The organism is Streptomyces sp. NPDC037013 (assembly GCF_055607265.1).
Map to the genome: position 1 here is coordinate 1005800 of NZ_JBVJRV010000002.1, position 21089 is coordinate 1026888.

The 21089-nt window shown below is 66.1% G+C and carries 23 protein-coding genes; 14 read left to right on the top strand and 9 right to left on the bottom strand.

Annotation, left to right across the window (positions count from 1 at the left end):
• Window positions 1-12 precede the first annotated feature (12 nt).
• From ACZ7DY_RS09550 to ACZ7DY_RS09565, 4 genes are all read left to right on the top strand, one after another.
• Window positions 13-933, top strand: a complete 921-nt coding sequence (locus ACZ7DY_RS09550; RefSeq protein WP_471132143.1) for a F0F1 ATP synthase subunit gamma — start codon at window positions 13-15, stop codon at window positions 931-933.
• A complete protein-coding gene (gene atpD / locus ACZ7DY_RS09555; RefSeq protein WP_471132145.1) occupies window positions 933-2375 on the top strand; it encodes a F0F1 ATP synthase subunit beta in 1443 nt (480 codons plus the stop codon). The genes ACZ7DY_RS09550 and atpD overlap by 1 nt, the downstream gene beginning before the upstream one ends.
• Window positions 2376-2505: 130 nt before the next feature.
• The gene (locus tag ACZ7DY_RS09560; RefSeq protein ID WP_467671360.1) at window positions 2506-2877 is read left to right on the top strand and encodes a F0F1 ATP synthase subunit epsilon; all 372 of its coding nucleotides are present in this window, start codon (window positions 2506-2508) and stop codon (window positions 2875-2877) included.
• 144 nt (window positions 2878-3021) lie between these two features.
• Window positions 3022-3471 carry a DUF2550 domain-containing protein gene (locus tag ACZ7DY_RS09565; protein WP_471132148.1) on the top strand — a complete coding sequence of 150 codons (450 nt, stop codon included), beginning with the start codon at window positions 3022-3024 and terminating at the stop codon, window positions 3469-3471.
• A gap of 132 nt (window positions 3472-3603) precedes the next feature.
• Here the strand turns inward: ACZ7DY_RS09565 and ACZ7DY_RS09570 are convergent, their stop codons facing one another.
• The 3 genes from ACZ7DY_RS09570 to ACZ7DY_RS09580 all read right to left on the bottom strand — a co-directional run bounded on the left by ACZ7DY_RS09570 (window position 3604) and on the right by ACZ7DY_RS09580 (window position 7490).
• Complete coding sequence (locus tag ACZ7DY_RS09570) at window positions 3604-5472, bottom strand: glycosyl hydrolase family 18 protein (RefSeq protein ID WP_471132150.1); 1869 nt, start codon at window positions 5470-5472, stop codon at window positions 3604-3606.
• Window positions 5473-5652: 180 nt separating this feature from the next.
• Complete coding sequence (locus tag ACZ7DY_RS09575) at window positions 5653-6303, bottom strand: response regulator (protein WP_471132152.1); 651 nt, start codon at window positions 6301-6303, stop codon at window positions 5653-5655.
• A complete protein-coding gene (locus tag ACZ7DY_RS09580; protein WP_471132155.1) occupies window positions 6300-7490 on the bottom strand; it encodes a sensor histidine kinase in 1191 nt (396 codons plus the stop codon). The genes ACZ7DY_RS09575 and ACZ7DY_RS09580 overlap by 4 nt, the downstream gene beginning before the upstream one ends.
• Window positions 7491-7655: 165 nt before the next feature.
• Here ACZ7DY_RS09580 and ACZ7DY_RS09585 point away from each other — a divergent pair, with 165 nt between their 5' ends.
• The gene (locus ACZ7DY_RS09585) at window positions 7656-8231 is read left to right on the top strand and encodes a hypothetical protein (protein WP_471132159.1); all 576 of its coding nucleotides are present in this window, start codon (window positions 7656-7658) and stop codon (window positions 8229-8231) included.
• Here ACZ7DY_RS09585 and ACZ7DY_RS09590 read toward each other — a convergent pair.
• From ACZ7DY_RS09590 to ACZ7DY_RS09600, 3 genes are read right to left on the bottom strand one after another with little or no spacing between them, the layout of a single operon-like run.
• The gene (locus ACZ7DY_RS09590) at window positions 8228-8812 is read right to left on the bottom strand and encodes a cob(I)yrinic acid a,c-diamide adenosyltransferase (protein WP_471132161.1); all 585 of its coding nucleotides are present in this window, start codon (window positions 8810-8812) and stop codon (window positions 8228-8230) included. The two genes, ACZ7DY_RS09585 and ACZ7DY_RS09590, sit on opposite strands and share 4 nt — an antisense overlap.
• A 13-nt stretch (window positions 8813-8825) precedes the next feature.
• A complete protein-coding gene (locus tag ACZ7DY_RS09595) occupies window positions 8826-9581 on the bottom strand; it encodes an ABC transporter permease (RefSeq protein WP_471132164.1) in 756 nt (251 codons plus the stop codon).
• Window positions 9582-9605: 24 nt separating this feature from the next.
• Window positions 9606-10388, bottom strand: a complete 783-nt coding sequence (locus ACZ7DY_RS09600; protein ID WP_471132166.1) for an ABC transporter ATP-binding protein — start codon at window positions 10386-10388, stop codon at window positions 9606-9608.
• 97 nt (window positions 10389-10485) lie between these two features.
• On the opposite strand from ACZ7DY_RS09600, the gene ACZ7DY_RS09605 reads away from it, so the two are divergent.
• From ACZ7DY_RS09605 to ACZ7DY_RS09615, 3 genes are all read left to right on the top strand, one after another.
• Window positions 10486-11127 carry a TetR/AcrR family transcriptional regulator gene (locus tag ACZ7DY_RS09605; RefSeq protein ID WP_471132168.1) on the top strand — a complete coding sequence of 214 codons (642 nt, stop codon included), beginning with the start codon at window positions 10486-10488 and terminating at the stop codon, window positions 11125-11127.
• 159 nt (window positions 11128-11286) lie between these two features.
• A complete protein-coding gene (locus ACZ7DY_RS09610) occupies window positions 11287-12135 on the top strand; it encodes a 3-hydroxyacyl-CoA dehydrogenase family protein (protein WP_471132170.1) in 849 nt (282 codons plus the stop codon).
• Between the two features lie 196 nt (window positions 12136-12331).
• Window positions 12332-12655, top strand: a complete 324-nt coding sequence (locus ACZ7DY_RS09615; protein ID WP_055696792.1) for an STAS domain-containing protein — start codon at window positions 12332-12334, stop codon at window positions 12653-12655.
• 140 nt (window positions 12656-12795) lie between these two features.
• Here ACZ7DY_RS09615 and ACZ7DY_RS09620 read toward each other — a convergent pair whose 3' ends face one another.
• From ACZ7DY_RS09620 to ACZ7DY_RS09630, 3 genes are read right to left on the bottom strand one after another with little or no spacing between them, the layout of a single operon-like run.
• Window positions 12796-13920 carry a tyrosine-type recombinase/integrase gene (locus ACZ7DY_RS09620; RefSeq protein ID WP_471132174.1) on the bottom strand — a complete coding sequence of 375 codons (1125 nt, stop codon included), beginning with the start codon at window positions 13918-13920 and terminating at the stop codon, window positions 12796-12798.
• A gap of 2 nt (window positions 13921-13922) precedes the next feature.
• Window positions 13923-14345: an HNH endonuclease signature motif containing protein gene (locus tag ACZ7DY_RS09625; protein ID WP_471132175.1), complete on the bottom strand. Its 423-nt coding sequence runs from the start codon at window positions 14343-14345 to the stop codon at window positions 13923-13925.
• A 14-nt stretch (window positions 14346-14359) separates the two neighbouring features.
• Window positions 14360-14947 (bottom strand): hypothetical protein, encoded by a 588-nt coding sequence (locus ACZ7DY_RS09630; protein ID WP_471132178.1) that lies wholly within the window; start codon window positions 14945-14947, stop codon window positions 14360-14362.
• A 271-nt stretch (window positions 14948-15218) separates the two neighbouring features.
• Between ACZ7DY_RS09630 and ACZ7DY_RS09635 the strand changes: the two genes are divergently transcribed.
• The 6 genes from ACZ7DY_RS09635 (at window position 15219) to ACZ7DY_RS09660 (ending at window position 20775) form a co-directional block, all read left to right on the top strand.
• Window positions 15219-15437, top strand: coding sequence for a hypothetical protein (locus ACZ7DY_RS09635; RefSeq protein ID WP_471132181.1), 219 nt, complete (start codon window positions 15219-15221; stop codon window positions 15435-15437).
• On the top strand, window positions 15437-15595 hold the full coding sequence (locus ACZ7DY_RS09640) for a hypothetical protein (RefSeq protein ID WP_471132182.1): 159 nt from the start codon (window positions 15437-15439) through the stop codon (window positions 15593-15595). The genes ACZ7DY_RS09635 and ACZ7DY_RS09640 overlap by 1 nt, the downstream gene beginning before the upstream one ends.
• A gap of 741 nt (window positions 15596-16336) precedes the next feature.
• Window positions 16337-16903 carry a hypothetical protein gene (locus ACZ7DY_RS09645; protein ID WP_471132184.1) on the top strand — a complete coding sequence of 189 codons (567 nt, stop codon included), beginning with the start codon at window positions 16337-16339 and terminating at the stop codon, window positions 16901-16903.
• A 159-nt stretch (window positions 16904-17062) separates the two neighbouring features.
• On the top strand, window positions 17063-17281 hold the full coding sequence (locus ACZ7DY_RS09650) for an HNH endonuclease signature motif containing protein (RefSeq protein ID WP_471132447.1): 219 nt from the start codon (window positions 17063-17065) through the stop codon (window positions 17279-17281).
• A gap of 776 nt (window positions 17282-18057) precedes the next feature.
• Window positions 18058-19017: a major capsid protein gene (locus ACZ7DY_RS09655; RefSeq protein ID WP_471132187.1), complete on the top strand. Its 960-nt coding sequence runs from the start codon at window positions 18058-18060 to the stop codon at window positions 19015-19017.
• A 1290-nt stretch (window positions 19018-20307) separates the two neighbouring features.
• Window positions 20308-20775, top strand: coding sequence for an HNH endonuclease (locus tag ACZ7DY_RS09660; protein WP_471132190.1), 468 nt, complete (start codon window positions 20308-20310; stop codon window positions 20773-20775).
• The last annotated feature ends 314 nt before the right edge of the window (window positions 20776-21089 follow it).

The window sequence follows — 21089 nt, forward strand, 5'->3', positions numbered from 1 at the left end:
GGGACCTGACTCATGGGAGCCCAGCTCCGGGTCTACAAGCGTCGCATCCGATCCGTCACCGCGACCAAGAAGATCACGAAGGCGATGGAGATGATCGCCGCCTCGCGCGTCGTCAAGGCGCAGCGCAAGGTGGCGGCCTCCACGCCCTACGCGACCGAGCTCACCCGCGCGGTCACGGCGGTCGGCACTGGTTCGAACACGAAGCACCCGCTGACGACCGAGGCGGAGACGGCGACCCGTTCCGCGGTTCTGCTCCTGACGAGCGACCGCGGACTGGCCGGCGCCTTCAACTCCAACGCCATCAAGGCCGCGGAGCAGCTCACCGAGCGCCTCGAGGCCGAGGGCAAGGAGGTCGACACGTACATCGTCGGCCGCCGCGGTCTGTCCCACTACAACTTCCGCGAGCGCAAGGTCGCGGAGTCGTGGTCGGGCTTCACCGACGAGCCCACGTACGCGGATGCCAAGAAGGTCGCGGTGCCGCTGATCGAGGCCATCGAGAAGGAGACGGCGGAGGGCGGCGTGGATGAGATCCACATCGTCTACACCGAGTTCATCTCGATGATGACGCAGACGGCCATCGACGGCCGGCTGCTGCCGCTCAGCCTCGAGGAGGTCGCGGAGGAGTCGAAGTCCACCAAGGGCGAGATCCTTCCGCTGTACGACTTCGAGCCGTCGGCGGAGGACGTCCTCGACGCCCTGCTGCCGCGGTACGTCGAGAGCCGTATCTACAACGCGATGCTCCAGTCGGCTGCCTCCAAGCACGCCGCCACGCGCCGCGCGATGAAGTCGGCGACCGACAACGCCGGGGATCTGATCAACAGCCTCTCCCGGCTTGCCAACGCGGCCCGCCAGGCCGAAATCACCCAGGAAATCAGCGAGATCGTCGGCGGCACAGCAGCCCTGGCCGACGCGACCGCGGGGAGTGACAAGTAATGACGACCACTGTTGAGACGGCCGTTGCCACGGGCCGCGTCGCCCGGGTCATCGGCCCGGTCGTCGACGTGGAGTTCCCCGTCGACGCGATGCCGGAGATCTACAACGCGCTGCACGCCCAGGTCGACGACCCGGCCACGCCGGGCGCGAAGAAGACGCTGACCCTCGAGGTCGCCCAGCACCTGGGTGACGGCGTGGTCCGCGCGATCTCGATGCAGCCCACCGACGGTCTGGTCCGCCAGTCGCCCGTCACCGACACCGGCAAGGGCATCTCGGTGCCGGTCGGCGACGTGACCAAGGGCCGTGTGTTCAACACGCTCGGTGAGGTCCTGAACGACGACCCGTCCACGGTCGCCGACGCCGAGCGCTGGACGATCCACCGCAAGGCCCCGGCCTTCGACCAGCTCGAGTCCAAGACCGAGATGTTCGAGACCGGCCTGAAGGTCGTCGACCTTCTCACCCCGTACGTCAAGGGTGGAAAGATCGGTCTGTTCGGTGGTGCCGGTGTCGGCAAGACCGTGCTGATCCAGGAAATGATCGTCCGTGTGGCCAAGCTGCACGACGGTGTCTCCGTCTTCGCCGGTGTCGGCGAGCGCACCCGTGAGGGCAACGACCTCATGGTCGAGATGGAGGAAGCCGGCGTTCTGGACAAGACCGCGCTGGTCTTCGGCCAGATGGACGAGCCGCCGGGCACGCGTCTGCGCGTCGCCCTGGCCGGTCTGACCATGGCGGAGTACTTCCGCGATGTGCAGAAGCAGGACGTGCTGTTCTTCATCGACAACATCTTCCGCTTCACGCAGGCCGGTTCCGAGGTCTCGACCCTGCTCGGCCGCATGCCCTCCGCGGTGGGTTACCAGCCGAACCTGGCCGACGAGATGGGTCTCCTCCAGGAGCGCATCACGTCGACCCGTGGTCACTCGATCACCTCGATGCAGGCGATCTACGTCCCCGCGGACGACCTGACCGACCCGGCCCCGGCCACCACGTTCGCCCACCTCGACGCGACGACGGTTCTCTCCCGTCCGATCTCCGAGAAGGGCATCTACCCGGCCGTGGACCCGCTGGACTCCACGTCCCGCATCCTGGACCCGCGCTACATCGCGCAGGACCACTACAACTGCGCCATGCGCGTCAAGGGGATCCTCCAGAAGTACAAGGACCTCCAGGACATCATCGCGATCCTCGGTATCGACGAGCTCAGCGAGGAGGACAAGCTCGTCGTCGCCCGTGCCCGTCGCGTGGAGCGCTTCCTGTCGCAGAACACCCACGCCGCCAAGCAGTTCACCGGTGTGGACGGCTCGGACGTGTCCCTCGAGGAGTCGATCGCGGCGTTCAACGCGATCTGCGACGGCGAGTACGACCACTTCCCCGAGCAGGCCTTCTTCATGTGCGGTGGTCTCGAGGACCTCAAGAAGAACGCCAAGGAGCTCGGCGTCTCCTGAGCTGAGCAGCTCTTGACGGAGAGGGGCGGGCACGTCCCGCGGGGGTCGTGTCCCGCCCTTCTCCGTACGCCCACTAGAATTTGACCCAACACCCGGCGAAGCCGCCGGGTGGTGACCCGAGGAGCCACTCTTGGCTGCTGAGCTGCATGTCGAGCTGGTCGCGGCGGACCGCAGTGTCTGGTCCGGCGAGGCCACCCTGGTCGTCGCGCGCACCACGTCCGGCGACATCGGCGTCATGCCCGGTCACCAGCCGCTGCTCGGTGTGCTGGAGTCGGGCCCGGTGACCATTCGTACGAGTGACGGCGGCACGGTCGTCGCCGCGGTCCACGGGGGATTCATCTCCTTCGCGGACGACAAGCTGTCGCTGCTGGCCGAGATCGCGGAGCTGTCCGACGAGATCGACGTCCAGCGCGCGGAGCGGGCGCTGGAGCGCGCGAAGTCGGAGGCCGACGCCTCCGCCGAGCGTCGCGCCGACGTCCGACTGCGTGCGGTGGCGCGCTGACCCCAGCGCGCGGCGTAACGTGACTCAGCCGCGGCCAGGTCCGGGAACATTCCGGACCGGGTCGCGGCTGAGGCAATGCGGGTGCAATGTATTGGTCCGTTGTCGGTCCTTCGACCGACGGTAGAGGCGAGGAGGTCGGTGCCGATGATCCTCACTCTGCTCGTGTGCGGACTTGCTTTGATCGTGCTGGTATTGGTGGGGCTCTTCGTCTTCGGACTGCGGCGCCGGCTGATCCAGCGTTCCGGCGGCACCTTCGACTGCAGTCTGCGCTGGAACGCCCCGGAGAAGGGCGACACCTCCGGCAAGGGCTGGGGGTACGGGGTGGCCCGCTACAACGGCGACCGGGTCGAATGGTTCCGCGTCTTCTCGTACGCACCGCGGCCGCGGCGGATCCTGGAGCGCTCGTCCATCGAGGTGGTGGACCGGCGCGCGCCGGACGGCGAGGAGGAGCTGGCCCTGCTCTCCGACGCGATCGTCCTCGGCTGCCTGCACCGCGGCTCCCGCCTGGAGCTGGCGATGAGCGAGGACGCACTGACGGGTTTCCTGGCCTGGCTGGAGGCGGCACCCCCTGGCCAGCGGGTGAACGTGGCCTAGCCGCAGTCTCCCCAGGGGCGCGGGGAACTGCGCGACCAGCCACAGGAGACCCGCGGCCGCCAGAGACGAGAAGCCGGGAAGACAGGGGGCGATCCTGTCTTCCCGGCTTCGTATCGGGGGCGGTGCCGAAGGCTACTTCAGACCGTCATTGATGGCGCTGACCAACTCCCCGTTGGCAGTATCCCCGCTGAACTCCCAGAAGAACGCGCCGCCGAGCCCCTGCTGCTTGGCCCAGGTCATCTTCGCGCGGACCGTGGCCGGCGTGTCGTACGACCACCAGTTGCTGCCGCAGTGGGCGTACGCGGTGCCCGCGATCGTGCCGTTCGAGGGACAGGAGTTCTTGAGGACCTTGTAGTCCTCGATGCCCGCCTCGTACGTGCCGGGCGCGGCTCCCGTGGCGGTGCCGCCCGGCTCCTTCTGGGTGACGCCGGTCCAGCCGCGGCCGTAGAAGCCGATGCCGAGCAGGAGCTTGGCCGAGGGCACGCCCTTGGCCTTCAGCTTGGCGATGGCGGCGGCGGAGTTGAAGCCGTCCTTCGGTATGCCCTGGTAAGACGTGAGCGGGGAGTGCGGGGCGGTCGGGCCCTTGGCGTCCCAGGCGCCGAAGAAGTCGTACGTCATCACGTTGTACCAGTCGGCGTACTGCGAGGCGCCGCCGTAGTCGGCCAGGTCGAGCTTGCCGCCGTCGGAGCCGTCGGCGGAGATGGCGGCGGTGACCAGGTTCTTCGAGCCGAACTCGGTGCGGAACGCCTGCATCATGTTCTTGAAGACGGCCGGGCCGCTGGTGTCGCAGGAGAGGCCGCAGGCGTTGGGGTACTCCCAGTCCAGGTCGATGCCGTCGAAGACGTCGGCCCAGCGCGGGTCCTCGACCAGGTCGTGGCAGGACTTGGCGAAGGCCGCCGGGTTCTTCATGGCGTCGGTGAAGCCGCCGGACCAGGTCCAGCCGCCGAAGGACCAGAGGATCTTGAGGTTGGGGTACTTGGCCTTGAGCTTGCGCAGCTGGTTGAAGTTGCCGCGCAGCGGCTGGTCCCAGGTGTCGGCGACGCCGTCGACGCTCTGGTCGGCGGTGTAGGCCTTGTCGATCGCCGCGTAGGAGTCGCCCATGGTGCACTTGCCGCCCTGGACGTTGCCGAAGCTGTAGTTGATGTGGGTGACCTTGTCGGCGGAGCCGGAGGTCGCGATGTTCTTGGCGTGGTAGTTGCGCTGGTAGACGCCCCACTCGGTGAAGTAGCCGAGCTTGACCTTGTCGCCGGGGCCGGGGCCCGGGTCGGTGCTGCCCGTGGTGCGGACCTTCACGGCGCCGCTCGCGGGGCCCGTCTGGTCGGCGGTGTCGCGGGCCTGGACGGTGTAGGAGTAGTCGGTGCCCTTGGTCAGGCCCGTGTCGGAGTACGAGGTCCCCGTCACCGTGGCGACCTTGGCGCCGTCGCGCAGGACGTCGTAGTTCTTGACGCCCTTGTCGTCGGTGGCGGCCTTCCAGTCGAGCTTCACCGAGGTGTCGGTGATGCCGGAGGCGGTCGGGGTGCCGGGGGCGCTCGGCGGGTTGTCGCCGGGGACGCTGCCGCCGTCACAGCTCGCGCCGTTCAGCTCGCATTTGGCGGGGGAGCCGGAGCCGGTGCCGTTGAAGCCGAAGGAGACCGAGGCGCCGGGGGCGAGCGTCCCGTTCCAGCCGAGGTTCTTGGCGGTCCAGCGGGTCCCGGAGTTGGTGACGGTGGCGTCCCAGGCGGAGGTCACCTTGGTGTCGGAGGGGAAGTCCCAGGCGACGGCCCAGGAGCTGATACTGGTGGTGCCGGTGTTCTTGATCGTCCACTTGCCCTCGAAGCCGCTGCCCCAGTCCTGGGTCTTGGCGTACGTGGCGGTGGCCTCGGCCGCGGCTTCGGGGGCCGCCTCGGCGGAGCCGCCGAGGGCGACGAGGGTGGCGAGCGGCAGCAGCAGCGTGGTGAATCCCGCCACGGCTCTTTGTCGGAGTCTGGGCCTGGAACGTGCGTTGCTGTGTGTGAAGCGCACGGGGTGCTCCTCGGGTGAGATCCGGGGGTCTGGGGGTTGGGACCCTGCGCCGCCCGTGAGCACGTGGACACGTGGGGGAGTGCTCACCGCAGTGCGGTGAGAATAGAAAGGTCTGGACCAGCGGTCAAGAGGTCTGAACCACTGGCCGGATCGCGCCGGTCCGACGCCCCCCGTCCGAGGTCAGATCCCCAACTCCTGGGCCAGTACCGCGGCTTGGACCCGGCTGCGCAGTTCCAGCTTGCCCAGCATGCGGCTGACGTGCGTCTTCACCGTCGCCTCCGCCATCTCGAGACGGGTGGCGATCTCCGCGTTCGACAGCCCCTCGCCGACGCAGGAGAGCACCTCGCGCTCGCGCCGGGTGAGCCCCTCGAGGATCGCTGGATCCGGCGCGTTCTCGTCGCGCACGGGCTTGGCGGGGGCGGCGAACTCGGCGATCAGGCGGCGGGTGACGGCCGGCGCGATCAGCCCCTCGCCGCGCGCGACCGTGCGGACCGCCTCGATGAGATCCTTCGCCTCGGTGTTCTTCAGCAGGAAGCCGGAGGCGCCCGCGCGCAGCGCCCCGAAGACGTACTCGTCGAGATCGAAGGTGGTCAGGACCAGGACGTCCGCGAGCCCCTCGGCGACCACCTGCCGGGTCGCCGACACCCCGTCGAGGCGTGGCATCTGCACGTCCATCAGGACCAGATCGGGGCGCAGTTCACGGGCGAGCGCGACCGCCGCCTCGCCGTCCGCGGCCTCGCCGACGACCTCGATGTCGGGGGCGCTGCGCAGGATCAGCACAAGGCCCGAGCGCACGGCCGACTGGTCTTCGGCGACCAGTACCTGGATCATTCCTTGGCTCCTTCGTCGGCTGGGTCGACGGGCAGGGTCGCGAAGACGTTCCAGACCTTGCCGTCCGGGGTGCTCTCGGGGCCCGAGTCGAAGGTGCCGCCGAGCAGTTCGGTGCGCTCGCGCATGCCGACGAGGCCGGCTCCCGAGCCGGGCGCGCGGGGCCCGGAGGGATCACCGTACGGGCTGGTCACGCGGACCGTCAGGGCGCGGGGCCGCTGGACGAGGGAGACGGTGACCCGGCCCGCGGAGGCGTGCTTGAGGGCGTTGGTCAGGGACTCCTGCACGATGCGGTACGCCGCCAGCTCCACCGGCGCGGGCAGCTCGGGGCCCTGCGGGGTGCGGGCGTCGTGCAGGGTGACGTCGAGGCCGTCCCTGCGGGCCCCGGCGAGCAGGGCGCCCAGGCCGTCCAGGGTGGGCGCGGCCGCCGGTTCCAGGTCGCCGCTCTGGTCGCGCAGGATGCCGATGAGCCGGCGCATCTCGGCCAGCCCCTCGACGCTGTTCTCGCGGATGACGGCCAGTGCGTCCTGGCTGGTCCGCGGGTCGTCCAGGGAGAGCGCGGCGGTGGAGTGGATGGCGATGGCCGAGAGGTGGTTGGCGACCATGTCGTGGAGTTCGCGGGCCATCCTGGCGCGCTCGGCGGAGACCGCCTGGACGCGGTCCATCTCGGCGAGCAGCGCGGTCTGTTCGGCGCGCAGCTTGGCCGCGGCGGTCGCCTCGCGGTGGTTGCGCACCAGCACGCCGGTGGCGGCCGGGGTGAAGGCGACGATGCCGGTGGCCACGCCGAGGAGCACGGCCTGCGGATCCTGCCACCAGGCGAGGAAGGCGATGGTCACGGCCACGGTGATGAGGCCCGAGGTGATCGGGATGCGCCGGGCCGCGGCCGGTGTCCCGTAGACCACGGCGGCGTACATGATGTCCGTGAACATCATGATCGACGCGAGGTTGCCCGCCGTGAACTGGTCGGCGACGAGCGCGAGGGTGGCGACGACGAGGGCGAACTGCGGCCTGGTGCTGCGGAGCAGTTCGAGGCCGGCCAGGACGAGCAGCGGCAGCACGGCCCAGCGCCCGCCCAGCGGCCGGTCGGTCTGCGCGTACAGCCCCAGAGCCCACAGCGCGAGCCCGCACAGCAGGCTGCCCGCGGCGATCTGTACGTCGACGCGTTGCGGGCGGGGCAGGGTCAGGGCCATGGGCCCATCCAACACGGCGGTGCGGGCCGGTGCCTGATGCCGGGGGAGGAGCCGGGCGGTACATCGAAGGATGCAGTCGCGATTCCTCACTGACGACGACGTCGGGCCGTCCCCGCGCCGGGACCCTTGAAGGGTGATCGACCGGAAGACCCGAAGGAGCATGCCGTGATCGTCACCCTGATCATCCTCTGCGAGGTGGGCTTCTGGGTGCTGCTGGCCGCGGGCCTTGCCCTGCGCTACTGGGCGAAGATGCCGCGCGCGAGCGTCGCCGTGCTGCTCTGCGAGCCGCTGCTCGAAGTGGTGCTCTTCGTCGTCACCGCGATCGACCTCAAGCACGGCGCCGAGCCCGACTGGAAGCACGGTCTGGCCGCCGTCTACATCGGCTTCTCGGTCGCCCTCGGCCACTCCACGATCAAGTGGGTGGACGTCCGCGTCGCCCACCGCTTCGCGGGCGGCCCCGCGCCCAGCACCCCGAAGTACGGCACCGCCCGCGCGGTCCACGAGTGGAAGGTCGCCGCCCGCTGGGTCCTGGCCGCGCTGATCGCCATGGCGCTGCTGCAGGGCGCCGTCTGGTACGTGGGCGGGGACGGCGAGACCGGCTCGCTCCGCGCCTGGCAGCAGCGGATGCTCTGGGTGATCGGCATCAACCTGATCATCGCGGGCTCGTACACCGTCTTCCCGAAGAAGGCGCCGGTCAGTGGGCGCGACGAGGACCGGCCGGCCTCCCTGACCAGGCTCTAGCGCTCGCCCCCCGGCACCCACAGGACGTCGCCGACCGCCTTGTTCGCCGTACGGGCGAGGATGAAGAGCAGGTCGGAGAGGCGGTTGAGGTAGGTGGCGGTGAGCGGGTTCATGGTGCCGTTCTCACCGGCGCCGTGGACCTCGAACGCCGCCCACGTGGAGCGCTCGGCCCGCCGCACCACCGTGCACGCCTGGTGCAGCAGCGCCGCGCCCGGCGTACCGCCCGGCAGGATGAAGCTGCGCAGCTTCTCCAGCTCCTCCAGGAAGCGGTCGCAGTCCGCCTCCAGCTTGTCGATGTAGGACTGCTCGACCCGCAGCGGCGGGTACTTCGGGTCCTCGACGACGGGGGTGGAGAGGTCGGCGCCCACGTCGAAGAGGTCGTTCTGGACCCGGACCAGGACCTTCACGACCTCCGGGTCGAGCTGCCCGAGCGCGATGGCCGTGCCGATGGCCGCGTTGGCCTCGTTGGCGTCGGCGTACGCGGCGATCCGCAGATCGGTCTTGGCGGTGCGGCTCATGTCCCCGAGGGCGGTGGTGCCCTGGTCGCCGGTCCTGGTGTAGATGCGCGTCAGATTGACCATGTGGTCAGCGTAGTTACGCGCCGGCCCGCCGGAAGACACGTGTGCCCACCGTCACGGAGACCAGGATGAAGCCGAGCGCCATCAGGACGCCGTACAGCATGGTCCGCGTCGCGTACTCGCCGACGTACGCCGCCCGCACCGCGTCGACCAGATAGCGGAACGGCATGAAGTGGGAGAGGACGTCCAGCCAGGTGGGCGCGAGCGCCATCGGCAGCATCAGCCCCGAGAGCAGCATGGAGGGCATGCTCAGCGCGTTCACCGCGGGGCCGAACTCCTGCGGCTTGCCGACCTTCATGGCCAGCGCGTACGAGAGGGCGGCGAGCCCCGCGGCCAGCAGCGCCACGAACGCGAAGCCGATGAGGATGCCGCCGAGCGGCGCCCTGAGCCCCATCACCAGCGCGGCGAGCACCAGCAGCACCGCCTGGAAGACGAAGAGCGCGGCGTCGCGCAGGATCCTCCCGAGCAGCAGCGCCAGACGGCTGACGGGCGTCACCCGCATCCGCTCCACCACGCCGAACTGCTTCTCGATGATGAGCGCGAAGCCGCTGAAGGTGGCGCCGAAGAGGCCGAGCTGGAGCAGCAGACCCGGGACGAGCACCTGCCAGGAGTCGCCCCGCGAGCCGAGCGGCAGACCGGTGAGCAGCGGTCCGAAGAAGAGCAGGTAGAGCAGGGGCGTGAGGACGCCGAAGAGGATCTGGAACTTGGAGCGCAGGGTCTGCCGGGCGTACCGCCCGAAGATCAGCGCGATGTCGGAGAGCAGTGCAGGCATGGTCGGGGTCCCGGGTGGTGAGGGTCAGACGGCGACGGGGGTCGTGTCCTTGGGGGCGGCGGTGCGCCCGGTGATGGCGAGGAAGGTGTCCTGGAGGGTGGCGTCGATCGAGCCGCCGTACCGGAGCTTGAGCGCGGTGGGCGTGCCCTCGGCGACCACGACACCCTTGTCGACGATGACCAGCCGGTCGGAGAGCGCGTCGGCCTCGTCGAGGTAGTGCGTGGTGAGGAAGACCGTCGTGCCGTACTCGTCGCGCAGCCGGCGCACCAGCTGCCACAGGTCGGCGCGGCTGCCCGGGTCGAGGCCGGTGGTCGGCTCGTCGAGGAAGAGCACCTGGGGCCGGTGGGTGAGCCCCATGGCGATGTCGAGCCGCCTGCGCTGCCCGCCGGAGAGCGCGGCGCAGGGGCGCTCCATCAGCTCGGTCAGACCGAGGTCGCGGGCCAACTCCTCGGCGCGCGCGGCCGCCTGCTGCTTCGTCAGGCGGTAGAGCCGTCCCTGGGTGATCAGTTCCTCGCGCACGGAGATGTTCGGGTCGACGCCGCCGGACTGGGCGACGTACCCGATCTTGTCCCGGACGCCCGCGGGGTCCAGGGCCAGGTCGTGGCCCGCGACGGTGGCGGCGCCTGCGGTGGGCGGCAGCAGCGTGGTCAGCATGCGGAGCGTGGTGGTCTTGCCCGCGCCGTTCGGGCCGAGGAAGCCGAGGATCTCGCCGGGCTCGACGCGCAGGTCGATGCCGCGCACGGCCTCCACGGGGCCGCCCTTGGTCTGGAACGTCCGGGCGAGCCCGGCGGTGCTGATGATTGCCATGGCGCTACAAAAACAGATCCACTGAAATTTTGCAACGCACCCAAATTTTCATGGGGCGCAAAAAGTGAGGCAGCTCAACGATGTCTACGATGAGGGCATGGCTGAGGGGCTCAGAGAGCGCAAGAAGCGGCAGACCAAGCAGCGGATCTCGGACATCGCGACCGGGCTCTTCCTGGAGCACGGCTTCGTCGCCGTGACCATCGCGGAGATCGCGGACGCCGCGGACGTCTCCGTCAACACGGTCTACAACTACTTCCCGGCCAAGGAGGACCTCTTCCTCGACCGGGGCGCCGACATGATCGACCGGCTCTCCCGGTGGGTGCGCGGGCGGCGCGCCGGCGAGTCGGCCGCCGACGCCGTGCTGCGCGAACTGCGCGGCCTGGTCGAGGGGGTCTCGCCCACCGTCGGCCTCTTCGACGGCTACGCCGACTTCATGCGGGTCATCACCGCGTCGTCCGCGCTGCGCTCGCGGCTCTGGGCCTTCCAGCAGGAGAGCCTCCAGGACCTGGAGAGGACCATGGCCGAACTGGCCGCCCCGGGCGACGGCACCCACCTGCCCGCCCTGGTCGCGGGACAGCTCAACTGGCTGCACTCCACGGTCCTCGGCTGGATCGGCGCCGAGATGGTCAAGCGCCGCCCGACCGCCGAGGTCTCCCGCGAGGCCCTCGTCCTCATCGACGAGATCGAGGAGCTCCTCGGCGAGAAGGTCCTCAACTACGCGGTACGCGCCACCGAATGAGGCACGCCGATGCGCGTACCGGTGTGATGTCCGTCATCTGAGACGTGACGCGCATCTCTTCACCGCCACAGGCGCGCTCACGAACGCTAACGTGCGCCGAAGAGGCATACGTAAACAGTGTGTGAGCCAAGCGTGATAAGCGGTAGGGGAGTCGGAACAGTGGCACGGAAGCTCGCCGTCATCGGAGCCGGACTCATGGGGTCCGGCATCGCTCAGGTCTCCGCCCAGGCGGGCTGGGACGTCGTCCTGCGCGACGTCACCGAGGAAGCGCTGACCCGTGGCACCGACGGGATCAAGGCGTCGTACGACAAGTTCGTGAGCAAGGGCAAGCTCGCGGCCGACGACGCCGAGGCCGCCCTCGGGCGCATCACGACCACCACCGACCTGGACGCCGTCGCCGACGCGGACATCGTCGTCGAGGCCGTCTTCGAGAAGCTCGAGGTCAAGCACGAGATCTTCCGCACGCTCGACAAGCTCGTGCGCGACGACGCCGTGCTCGCCTCCAACACCTCCGCCATCCCGATCACCAAGATCGCGGCCGTGACGGAGCGTCCGGAGCGCGTCGTCGGCGCCCACTTCTTCTCGCCCGTCCCGATGATGCAGCTCTGCGAGCTGGTGCGCGGCTACAAGACGAGCGACGAAACCCTCGCCCGCACCCGAGAGTTCGCCGAGTCCGTCGGCAAGACCTGCATCGTCGTCAACCGCGACGTCGCCGGCTTCGTGACGACCCGTCTGATCTCCGCGCTCGTCGTCGAGGCCGCCAAGCTCTACGAGTCGGGCGTCGCCACCGCCGAGGACATCGACATCGCCTGCAAGCTCGGCTTCGGACACGCCATGGGACCGCTCGCCACCGCCGACCTCACGGGCGTCGACATCCTGCTCCACGCCACCAGCAACATCTACACGGAGTCCCAGGACGAGAAGTTCGCGCCGCCGGAGCTGATGCGCCGGATGGTTGACGCCGGTGACATCGGGCGCAAGAGCGGGCAGGGCTTCTACAAGCACTGAACCAGCACTGACGTACGCCGTCTGACGCCCCGTCGGACGCTTCGGCGCCCCACGGGTCACCCCTCGGAGTGAATTCGGTATCGGTTCGCTTACAGACGGCAACTTCCTCGCCCACGTGGCAGTCAGTTGCAGTGACATACGCAGACGCCCTCCGTACCGGGCGTCACAGCAGACACAGCACTCTCGGGGAGCGCATATGCACATCAGGGGCGACCAGGCCCAGCTGGTCGTCGGGGGACGCCTCGACGTACGCAGCGCGGCGGACGCCCGCACGGTCCTGCACTCGGCCGTCGACGACGGCGCCGGGGACCTGGTGCTGGACCTCTCCGAACTCGACTCGTGGGACGCCACGGGACTCGGCGTCATCATGGGCGCGCACCGCCGCGCCGGACGGTGCGGACGCAGGCTCGTCCTGCGTCACGTACCGCCCCAGATGCAGCGCCTCCTCGTGGCGACCCGGCTGCACCGCATCCTCGCCATCGAGGGCGGCATCGGAGTCGAATCGCTCCCCAGAGTCTGACCATCACCGTCCGCGACGACGGAGAGCGCACAATCCTCACGAAAGCGTGAGGGCAAGCGGCTGACCTGCGGGAACGTCTAGCGGGGGTGTGCTGAGTCAGCACAACTCAGCACGGGGTCAGCTCCTGTGCTGAGTCGGCGTCAGGCTGCGAGGGAAAGCGCGCCGTCCAGGACGTTCACGGCCGTGTCATACGCGTCCACCGTGAGATGCCCGTACGTGTCCACCGTGACCGTGATCGAGCTGTGGCCAAGCCACCGGCTCACGGACAGCAGCGGCAGACCGTTCAGGAGACACGTCGACGCGAAGAAGTGTCGCAGGTCGTGAGGGGTCCAGTCCCGCCGCACGTCGGCGGGAAGGTTGTCCCACGGGTGCCGGAGTACGTAGCGGTCGACGTTCCGGCCCAACGTGTGGAACAGCGAGCCGTCAGGCAGGGTGCCGTGTGCCTTCACGTGGAACTGAATGCGGTGCCACACCATCGACGGCATGGGCACGTCTCGCCACTCACCCTCGCGACGCCTCTTCAGTGGCGTGAAGCGAAGCTCTAGCTTGCCGTCTGCGCCCCGAACCTTCTGCACCTGACGCCGGACACGCAGGACACGCGTCCCGCCCTTCTGGTGGACATCTGAGAGCCGTACGGCCAGAGCTTCGGAGATGCGGAGCCCGCACCCCGCCATGAGCCACACGGCAAGCTGCCACCGGTCCGGGAACTCCCGCGCGATGCGGTCAACGTCCTCGAACGTCGGTAGCGCCGTCTCGTCCACCGCAGCGGGCGGCATGGGAGGCAACTCAGCCTTCAGGAATGGCGACTTGGTAAGCCGTTCATCCTTCACGGCCTGAGAGAACAGAGCCTTCAACGGCCTCAGGGCCGTGTGCGTGGATGCCACGGTGAGGCCACCGGCGCGCACGTCACGGAACAGCCGCTCGATGTCCACAGCGGCCACGTTGGCTATCGCCTTGTGCCCGAGCGTGGGAAGGATGTGGCGGGACATCTGCCCGGCCTGCGTGTACGCGGTCGTATCCGCGATGTTCCGCCGTCCCTCGAACTCCTGCCAGAACGCCCGTACCGTGATCGCTCCCTTGTCAGGGTCGATGTACGTACCGGCACGCGTCCCGTGCTCCACGGACGCTTTGAAGTCCGTTGCGTCCTTCTTGAGGCGGAACGATTTTTCACGCTGCCTGCCTGACCGGCCACCGGCTTCCCGGTAGCGGACCATCCAACGCTTGCCCTTGTCGTAATCGGCCCCCCGGTCGATAAGTACGGCCACAACTAACCCTTACTCTTGCGCCACGATGTGCGGCGGCATGTCTTACATTCGCGTCGCCCCCTCGGGCAGACGTAGAGGTTTTCTCCGGACAGCGGGTGTCCCCGCTTGCAGTGCGTCTTGCGTGCGTTCCTCGCAGCAATGGCCGTGTCAGACCTGAGCGTGTTCTCTCGCGGGGAGAGGGGACGCAGGTGACCGGGGTTCACACAGCCGGGGTTGTTGCACACGTGGTCAATCCACTTACCGGCCGGAATCGGGCCGTTGTGAAGCTGCCATGCGTAGCGGTGAGCCGGTACGGGGGGTGTGCCCCGACCGCCCCCGGCGTAGAAGAGGCCATGGCCGGTGTTCTGTTTGGTGCCGGTCCATTCCCAACAACCGTGCCCCTTGTGCACGCGTTGCCAGAATCTCTCAGGTATCGGTGTTGCCACGGTGTCTTACTGCCTTACTTGATAGGTGTTGCTGTCCCCAAGAGGACGTGTGCTTTGTCGGTTGCCTGGCCCCCGGCTTTCGTACCTACGGACTCAAGAAACCCTTTCTTGCGAGCCAAGACGAGATGACTCTTTACGGTGCTTTGCCCCTTGCCTGTGATCTTCATGAGGAGATGGACGGGGGAGCGGACACCGGATTCAGTCAGCCGCTCATACTGAAGCGAGAGAGCCGCTAGGTACTCGTCTGTCGGCTTGGCTGCTTTGTGAAGCAGTTCGGATAGCCGCTGCTCTAGCGGGTCCGCTGCTACCTCTTTCGCCAATCCGACAAGCTCAGAGATCAGCTCCTCTTCAGGTAGCGGCTTTGTCGGGTGCACGTCCCGGAGAACCGTGGTCGTGATCCCGCGTGCGATTGCTGCGGGGTCCCCGTTCTCTGCCGGTCGCATGAACACATACGTAGGGGCCGTGCCTGCCGAGTCGGCCCGGTAGAAGAACCAGGCTTCAAAGTTCCCGTGCGAGACCTCTTGCCGGTCCCACGTTCCGGGTCCCTGTACTGCGTCTGCGAACTCTTGCGGGGGCTGTGGCCCGTTTCGCTGCTCTGACATGCCAAGACCATACCTGACTAGCTAGGACAGTGCTAGTTAGAACTCGGGGCTAAAGTCCCAAAACGATACGCCCTAGTAGGGGTCGAAGTGCTCGCCGGCTCAGCGCTACAACCCTTACGGCGCAGGGGAGTTGGGCACCTTCGAGGGTGCGGGACTTTCGGCCTATCAACTACTCGGGATAGTGCTAACTAGGTTTGACAGAGCTAGTCAGAGTCCTGGATTGTTTGGGGTGTCGCCGCGAACGGCGCGGCCCGAGAGAAAGGCACCACCAATGACGAACAACCTCCTGACCCCCATGACCCGAGCCGAGTTTGCGAACACTGCGTCGGCAAAGGAACTCGCAGATGCGCAGTTCTCAATCATCGAAGACGTAGTGACGCTGATACCGAATGAGAAGAAGGTGGAGGCGTACGGGCTCTTCGCTGAAATGATGACCATTCACGCTGAGGCGCTTCGTCCGGTCATTGCGGCGTTCAAGGCGACTGCCTGATGTTTCAGCCGCAGGAAGTCGTACCGGGCGTATTCATGGTCCGTGTCCCTCTCGCGGACGCCGACAAGGCCCGTGAAGAACTCGGTAACCGGATCGTGGCCGAGAAGGAATCCACTCAGGTACAGGGCACGTACGTGTTCGTACTCGACCAGCCGTAACAACCACTCACACCTGCTGCGGGCAAACCGTGCCCGAGATTGGACCAACCATGTCCCGACCCGTTTCCGTAGAGCGCTTCGAATGGGAAAAGCAGCTTTGGAACTGCCCCGACATACCCCCGACCGTCAAGGGCATCCTTGCCGCCGTCGGCCCCCACGCAACCGGCACCACCGGCCGTGACGCCCGACCGGGCAACGACCTACTGGCCGCGAACACCGGCCGCGCCAAAAGCGCCGTCAAGGCCGCCCTCAAGTACGGCCGCGAAGAAGGCTGGCTCTACCGGTCGGCGCACCCCGCCGTTACCGGTCTCGCTGACATCTACTGGCTCACCGTGCCGAACCATGATCACGGCCACACCTTGGACGACGTGAAGCGTCGGGCAGGCATCTCGAACAAGGGGGCAGGAGACGACCCCACAACGGCTAAGGGGCCAGGAGGTGACCCCCACCATGTGTCTCTCACCATGGGAGCCACACCAAGTGGCTCACACCATGGGTTCTCTACCAGGCGACCTACACCAGGCGACTTGCTGAATCAGCCTGAGTCTTCGCCCTGGGGGGCTACGACCACGGCCACGGCGGAGCGGTGGGAGCCGTGCACGAACCGCGCCAAGTGCGACCGCAAGCCGCACCGTGCCGGACCGCACCACAGCCACGGCAACAACTACCACCGTGCCTGAAGTTGACGACCTTTCAGCCCCCAGCCGGCCGGTGACCGGCACCACACTTGGAGTAACCCCGATGTCTACCCCCACCGTTCACCGCGACCGCGCCCGCGAGGAAGCGCGGGGCCTCATGGGCCCTTGTGGCCTGTGCGGCTTCAGGAAGCCGCTCCGCTGGGTCAACGGGCTTGGCCTTGAGTTCTGCGGCGAGAAGTGCGCCAAAGAGGCCCTATGGCTCGATTACGCCATGTTCGGTGTGGTCGACGGCGAGATAGCCCGGACCCCGGTTGCACACACCCGCAAGCGGCCCCCGGCATCCGTCGACACCCTCACGGAGTCCGAAGCTCTCGCCCATGGCCTGTCGATGAAACCGGCCGGTGAGGACCGGCAGGGTTCCGCGATGCGTCGCGGTGACGGCGGGTACGAGGGGATGACCTCTCACCGCGTCCCGGTGCGTGACCTTGAGGCGGACGAGACGGCCCGTGAATGGCTCAGGAGCAATCAGGGGTGGGAGAACTCCCCGGTGCCCGAGATAGGCACTCTGCGGGCCGCTGGTAAGGCTCCTCAGGCTTGGATGACGATTCGCTTGAAGCCGGTCCGAGATTCGGGGCAGTCGGCCCCCTGGAACTGGTCCTTTGGGTTTTGATTTCGTGGTGATAAGTGAGGGACAACGAGCCCCGATGGTTTCGACTGTCGGGGCTCTTTCTTGTGCCCAGAGTTCTTAACTTAAGGAGGTACCGGGATGGAGGATCTAGGACCCTGTATCGAATGGCCCGGAGCGAAGCGCGCAAGCGGTCATGGGCTCATGTCCCGTGGCGGGAAGCTGTGGGGCTCTCACCGTTGGTATTACACCCTGGCGTATGGGCCGGTGCCCCCGAAGAAGGTGATCCGGCACAAGTGCGATAACGCCCCGTGTGTCAATCCGCTGCATTTGGAACTAGGCACCGTGAAGCAGAACGTACGAGACCGCAAGGAGCGTGGCCGTACCCGTAATCAGTACATGAACCAGGAGGACTCTAAATGAACGCATGGGATGAGAACAAGGACACTCCGCAGGAATCGAACCGGGCCTACGGTGAGTGCCGGTGATTGAGTGGTTCGAAGTCTTCGCGAGTGCGGTTATCGCCTGGCTCCTCTGTGACACGCTGAGGGATCGCAACCGGCTGCGTTCAAGGATCACGGACCTTGAATGTGAGCTGAGGCGGAACGGCATCAAGCCTCCGCCCTCTGAATTTTGATTTGTTGGCGGTATGCGAGGGAGGAAAAGCCTCTCTCGCCAATTATGTCTATCAAACATTACAGTTTTCAGATTGCTTGGGAAGCTGGTGTTGAAAGATCCTCGGTTAGGCGGCTGGTAACCGTCGCGTGGTTGTGCCGGGCTTTCGGAAAATCAATCACACATCGGTTGCAGGGGAAACAGGATGGCCCTTGCTTCCCCTTGGCTCACAAACTGCGTTCATCCCTTCTGGGTGTTTGTGGGTCTTGGGGTCGAGAGAACCGAAAGCGCTTTGGTTGGACCCCTTCGGGGGTCCTTCTCTTTTGACCTTTTTCCTTAACCCTTAAGACCCTCGGAAGGAGGGATGGAGCATGACTAAGTACTGTTCGCGCTGCGATCGACATCAGAGCGTTGCACAGTTTGGCAGCAATAAGGCTCGAAGGGACGGCCTTGCTGATTACTGCCGTGACTGCATGAACGCGTACATGCGCGAGCGTCGCACGAAGTACACCCGCCCCAACATTCCGAAGGGCACTCACAGGTGCGCCCACTGTGGCGTCATAAAGTTTTAGAAGGAGGCCATTATGGCTAAGTATGAGGTTTCCACCTCTGGCGGTAACGTCGGTGTTATCGACACGATTGCTCAGGTGTCGGTCGAGGTCCTGAAGAACTCTTCCGTCCTCGGACGCCTGGTTTACCGGAACGTCGAACAGAACTTCACTCCCGGTGTTGGCGCTACCGTCAACCTGCGTAAGCCGACTGTGTTCGGCGCGAAGAACCTTGCCAAGGATTCCGCTGTTGATAACAGCAAGCTTGACGAGAAGCTGATCCCGGTCGTCATTGACACGCATTCGTATGTGTCCACCCTGACGAACACGTGGGACAACACTCTCAACGTTGAGTCTGTTGCCCGGCAGATTACCGCGCCGCAGGCTGTTGCCGTGGCCGTTGGCGACGAGAACTCTGTTGAGTCTCGTATTGCGGCGGAGCTGAAGAAGGTTATTGCTTCGGACGGTAAGGCCGTCAAGGATGCTGAGGGCAAGGTTGTTCCGCAGGCTCTGACGCATACCGCGAAGTCTTCTTTCCGTGACACCCTGGTGAAGCTGGACCTGCACATGACTGAGAAGAAGGTCCCGCTTGAGGGTCGCTTCCTGGTGGTGTCGCCTAAGTTCCGTGCTGAGATCCTGTCCGACGACCTGTTCGTCAAGGCGGACTCTTACGGTTCCGCGAACCTGATTCAGACCGGCGCTGACCGACTTCAGGAGATGTACATGGGCCGCTTCCTCGGCTTCGATGTGTTCCTGTCGACGATGGTTGACGGCATGGTCGCGTTCACCCGTGAGGCGTTCGCCCTGGCGGTTCGCGTCCCGGTCCCGATGGACGGCGCTCCGTCCGCTGCTGTGGCCGACATGGACTCTGGTTACGGCCTCCGTGTTACGCGCGCTGCGGTCGCTGACCGTCTGTCCACTCAGGTCAGCACCGACGTTCTGTGTGGTGCCGCGATCCTGGATGCTGACCGCTGCATCGGCGTGAAGCTCGCCTGATCTCTTCAGGCTCTGGCCCCCTGCCCGTCCTTGGGTGGGGGGCCTTTTCTCGTTAGGGCCAGAAGTCCCGAGCCGGCAAGGTCGAAGGTCCTGCCGCGGGAGGCAATAACCCACCACTGCAACGGAGTTGACGACATGTCCAATCGCACCTGCCGTCGCCCCTCCTGTCACTACGACCGGCTAACCCGCTCCCGGTGCTGCTCGTATTGGTGTGACCGATGGGTGAGGCACAACAACTACGCCACCAACACAGGCGCTACGGAACGCCGTGAATGGCTCACGTGGGCTGACCGAATGATGACCACCGTAGGACCCGACGCGTGGGCCTACAGCTCCGAATTCCAATGGGACCGGGAAGCCTTCCGGACCAAACCAGAACGCCTGACAGGACCCCCACAATGAACACCATCACGCTATGGGAACGCTTCCTGACCCCCACAGGAGCCCCCGCAACCGGCACCATCACCTACCGCACCTCATGCGGCCGACAACTCCTCTGCGGCACAGCAGGAGTCATTACCGGCACTGCCGTAACTGTCCCCCTGGACGAGAACGGCATGTTCGAGATTGAGCTACTGCCTACCGATACCCCTGGGGTTCGTCCGTGGCCCGTAGAGCCTTCTCAATGGAAGTGGGCTATCACCGTGGACCTTGCCCACGCCCCACGCTTCCGAAAGCACCTCACCTTGCCCCGCTCTTTGGGCCCCAGGGTGCAGCTCTCTCAAGCCCCCGGGTACATCTATTCCAACGCCACCACCTGAATACCCACGGGCATTATTACCCCCGCCACACAAAGGGGTCATAGAGATAGAGCCCCTGCCCTAGGACTACCGCACCACAGCACATCAAACAAAGCTTCGACTTTTCAAGCTTTGCTTTAACTGTTAAGCCCCTCAATCACAGTGCACGCACTAACAAGGGCATGCATATGAGGGGGCACATATGGAGGGGTGCATATGGGTAGTAGCACACACCCCCTGCATAAGGGGTGCACGAGCATAAGCATGAACAACAACAAAGAAAAACGTTGAAAAGAACGAAAACAACTAAAACTTTGAGTTTTTCGCTAAGAAAACAAAAGCTTAAGCGAAAAGCTTAACGAACGACACTAAACGATGACTTTGCGCTAAAGGTTCCCACGTAGGGGTGGGGGGTGACCCCCTTGACCGGACGGACGAAGACCGCACGTGGATAGTAGACGGCATTGAGCCGGGGTTGTGAACATTCCCTTGGCCTGGCTTTTGCCTGGGTTTCTGATAGTCGGTGACTTGAGTCACAGAAGGAGAAGACATGGATAAGCCGTACGGCGATAAAGGACCGAACACCATCGGGTATGTCTCGAACTGGCACAAGTCGGAGCGAGGCAGCAACCTGCCGGGTAATTGGTCGACGCTCCGCAAGAGCGTCATGCACCGGGCCTCTGGGCTTTGTGAGCACATTCGGTACGACACGGGTTTGCCGTGCGCTCTCACGGCCACTGACGTTGACCACATTGTTCCGGGTAATGATCACAGCCTCTCGAATCTTCAGGCGTTGTGCGATTGGCACCATAAGCAGAAGACCGGCCGTGAATCGGGTGAGGCTCGTACAGCGAAGAGGGTGAAGCCTCGCAAGGCGCACCCTGGAATGGTTGGCGACTTTGAGCGGCCTATGGGAGACGCGATTGATGCGAAGCGCGCCCGGTCCCGCGCTATTCAGAAGCGAGACAACCGGATCTCTGGTGTCTCGAACGTCCAGTTCCCCGGTTGGGGCGAGTGACGATCTACCTGCCCCCGTGGCTGGCCTTGTGTGGCCGGTCGCGGGGGTCTTTCGTCGTATCTGTGGGTGAAGCCCCACCAGGGCGAGAAGAGGTAGTTCCCTGGTGGGGCCATGGGCAGGAAGCGTGACGGTGCTTCCTTCACCGGTACGCGGGGCCCCTTGTCGCTCAACCGTCGCCCCGGACCGGGGCCTATTGGTTGCTGCTTCGGCAGCGGGGGCACTGGCAGAGGGGCCATTGTGCATCGAGAAGGGGGACGGTTGTCTCGCCGCTACGTACCTCCTTCTTCGGCTCCCATGTCTTCCCGGAGTCGCGG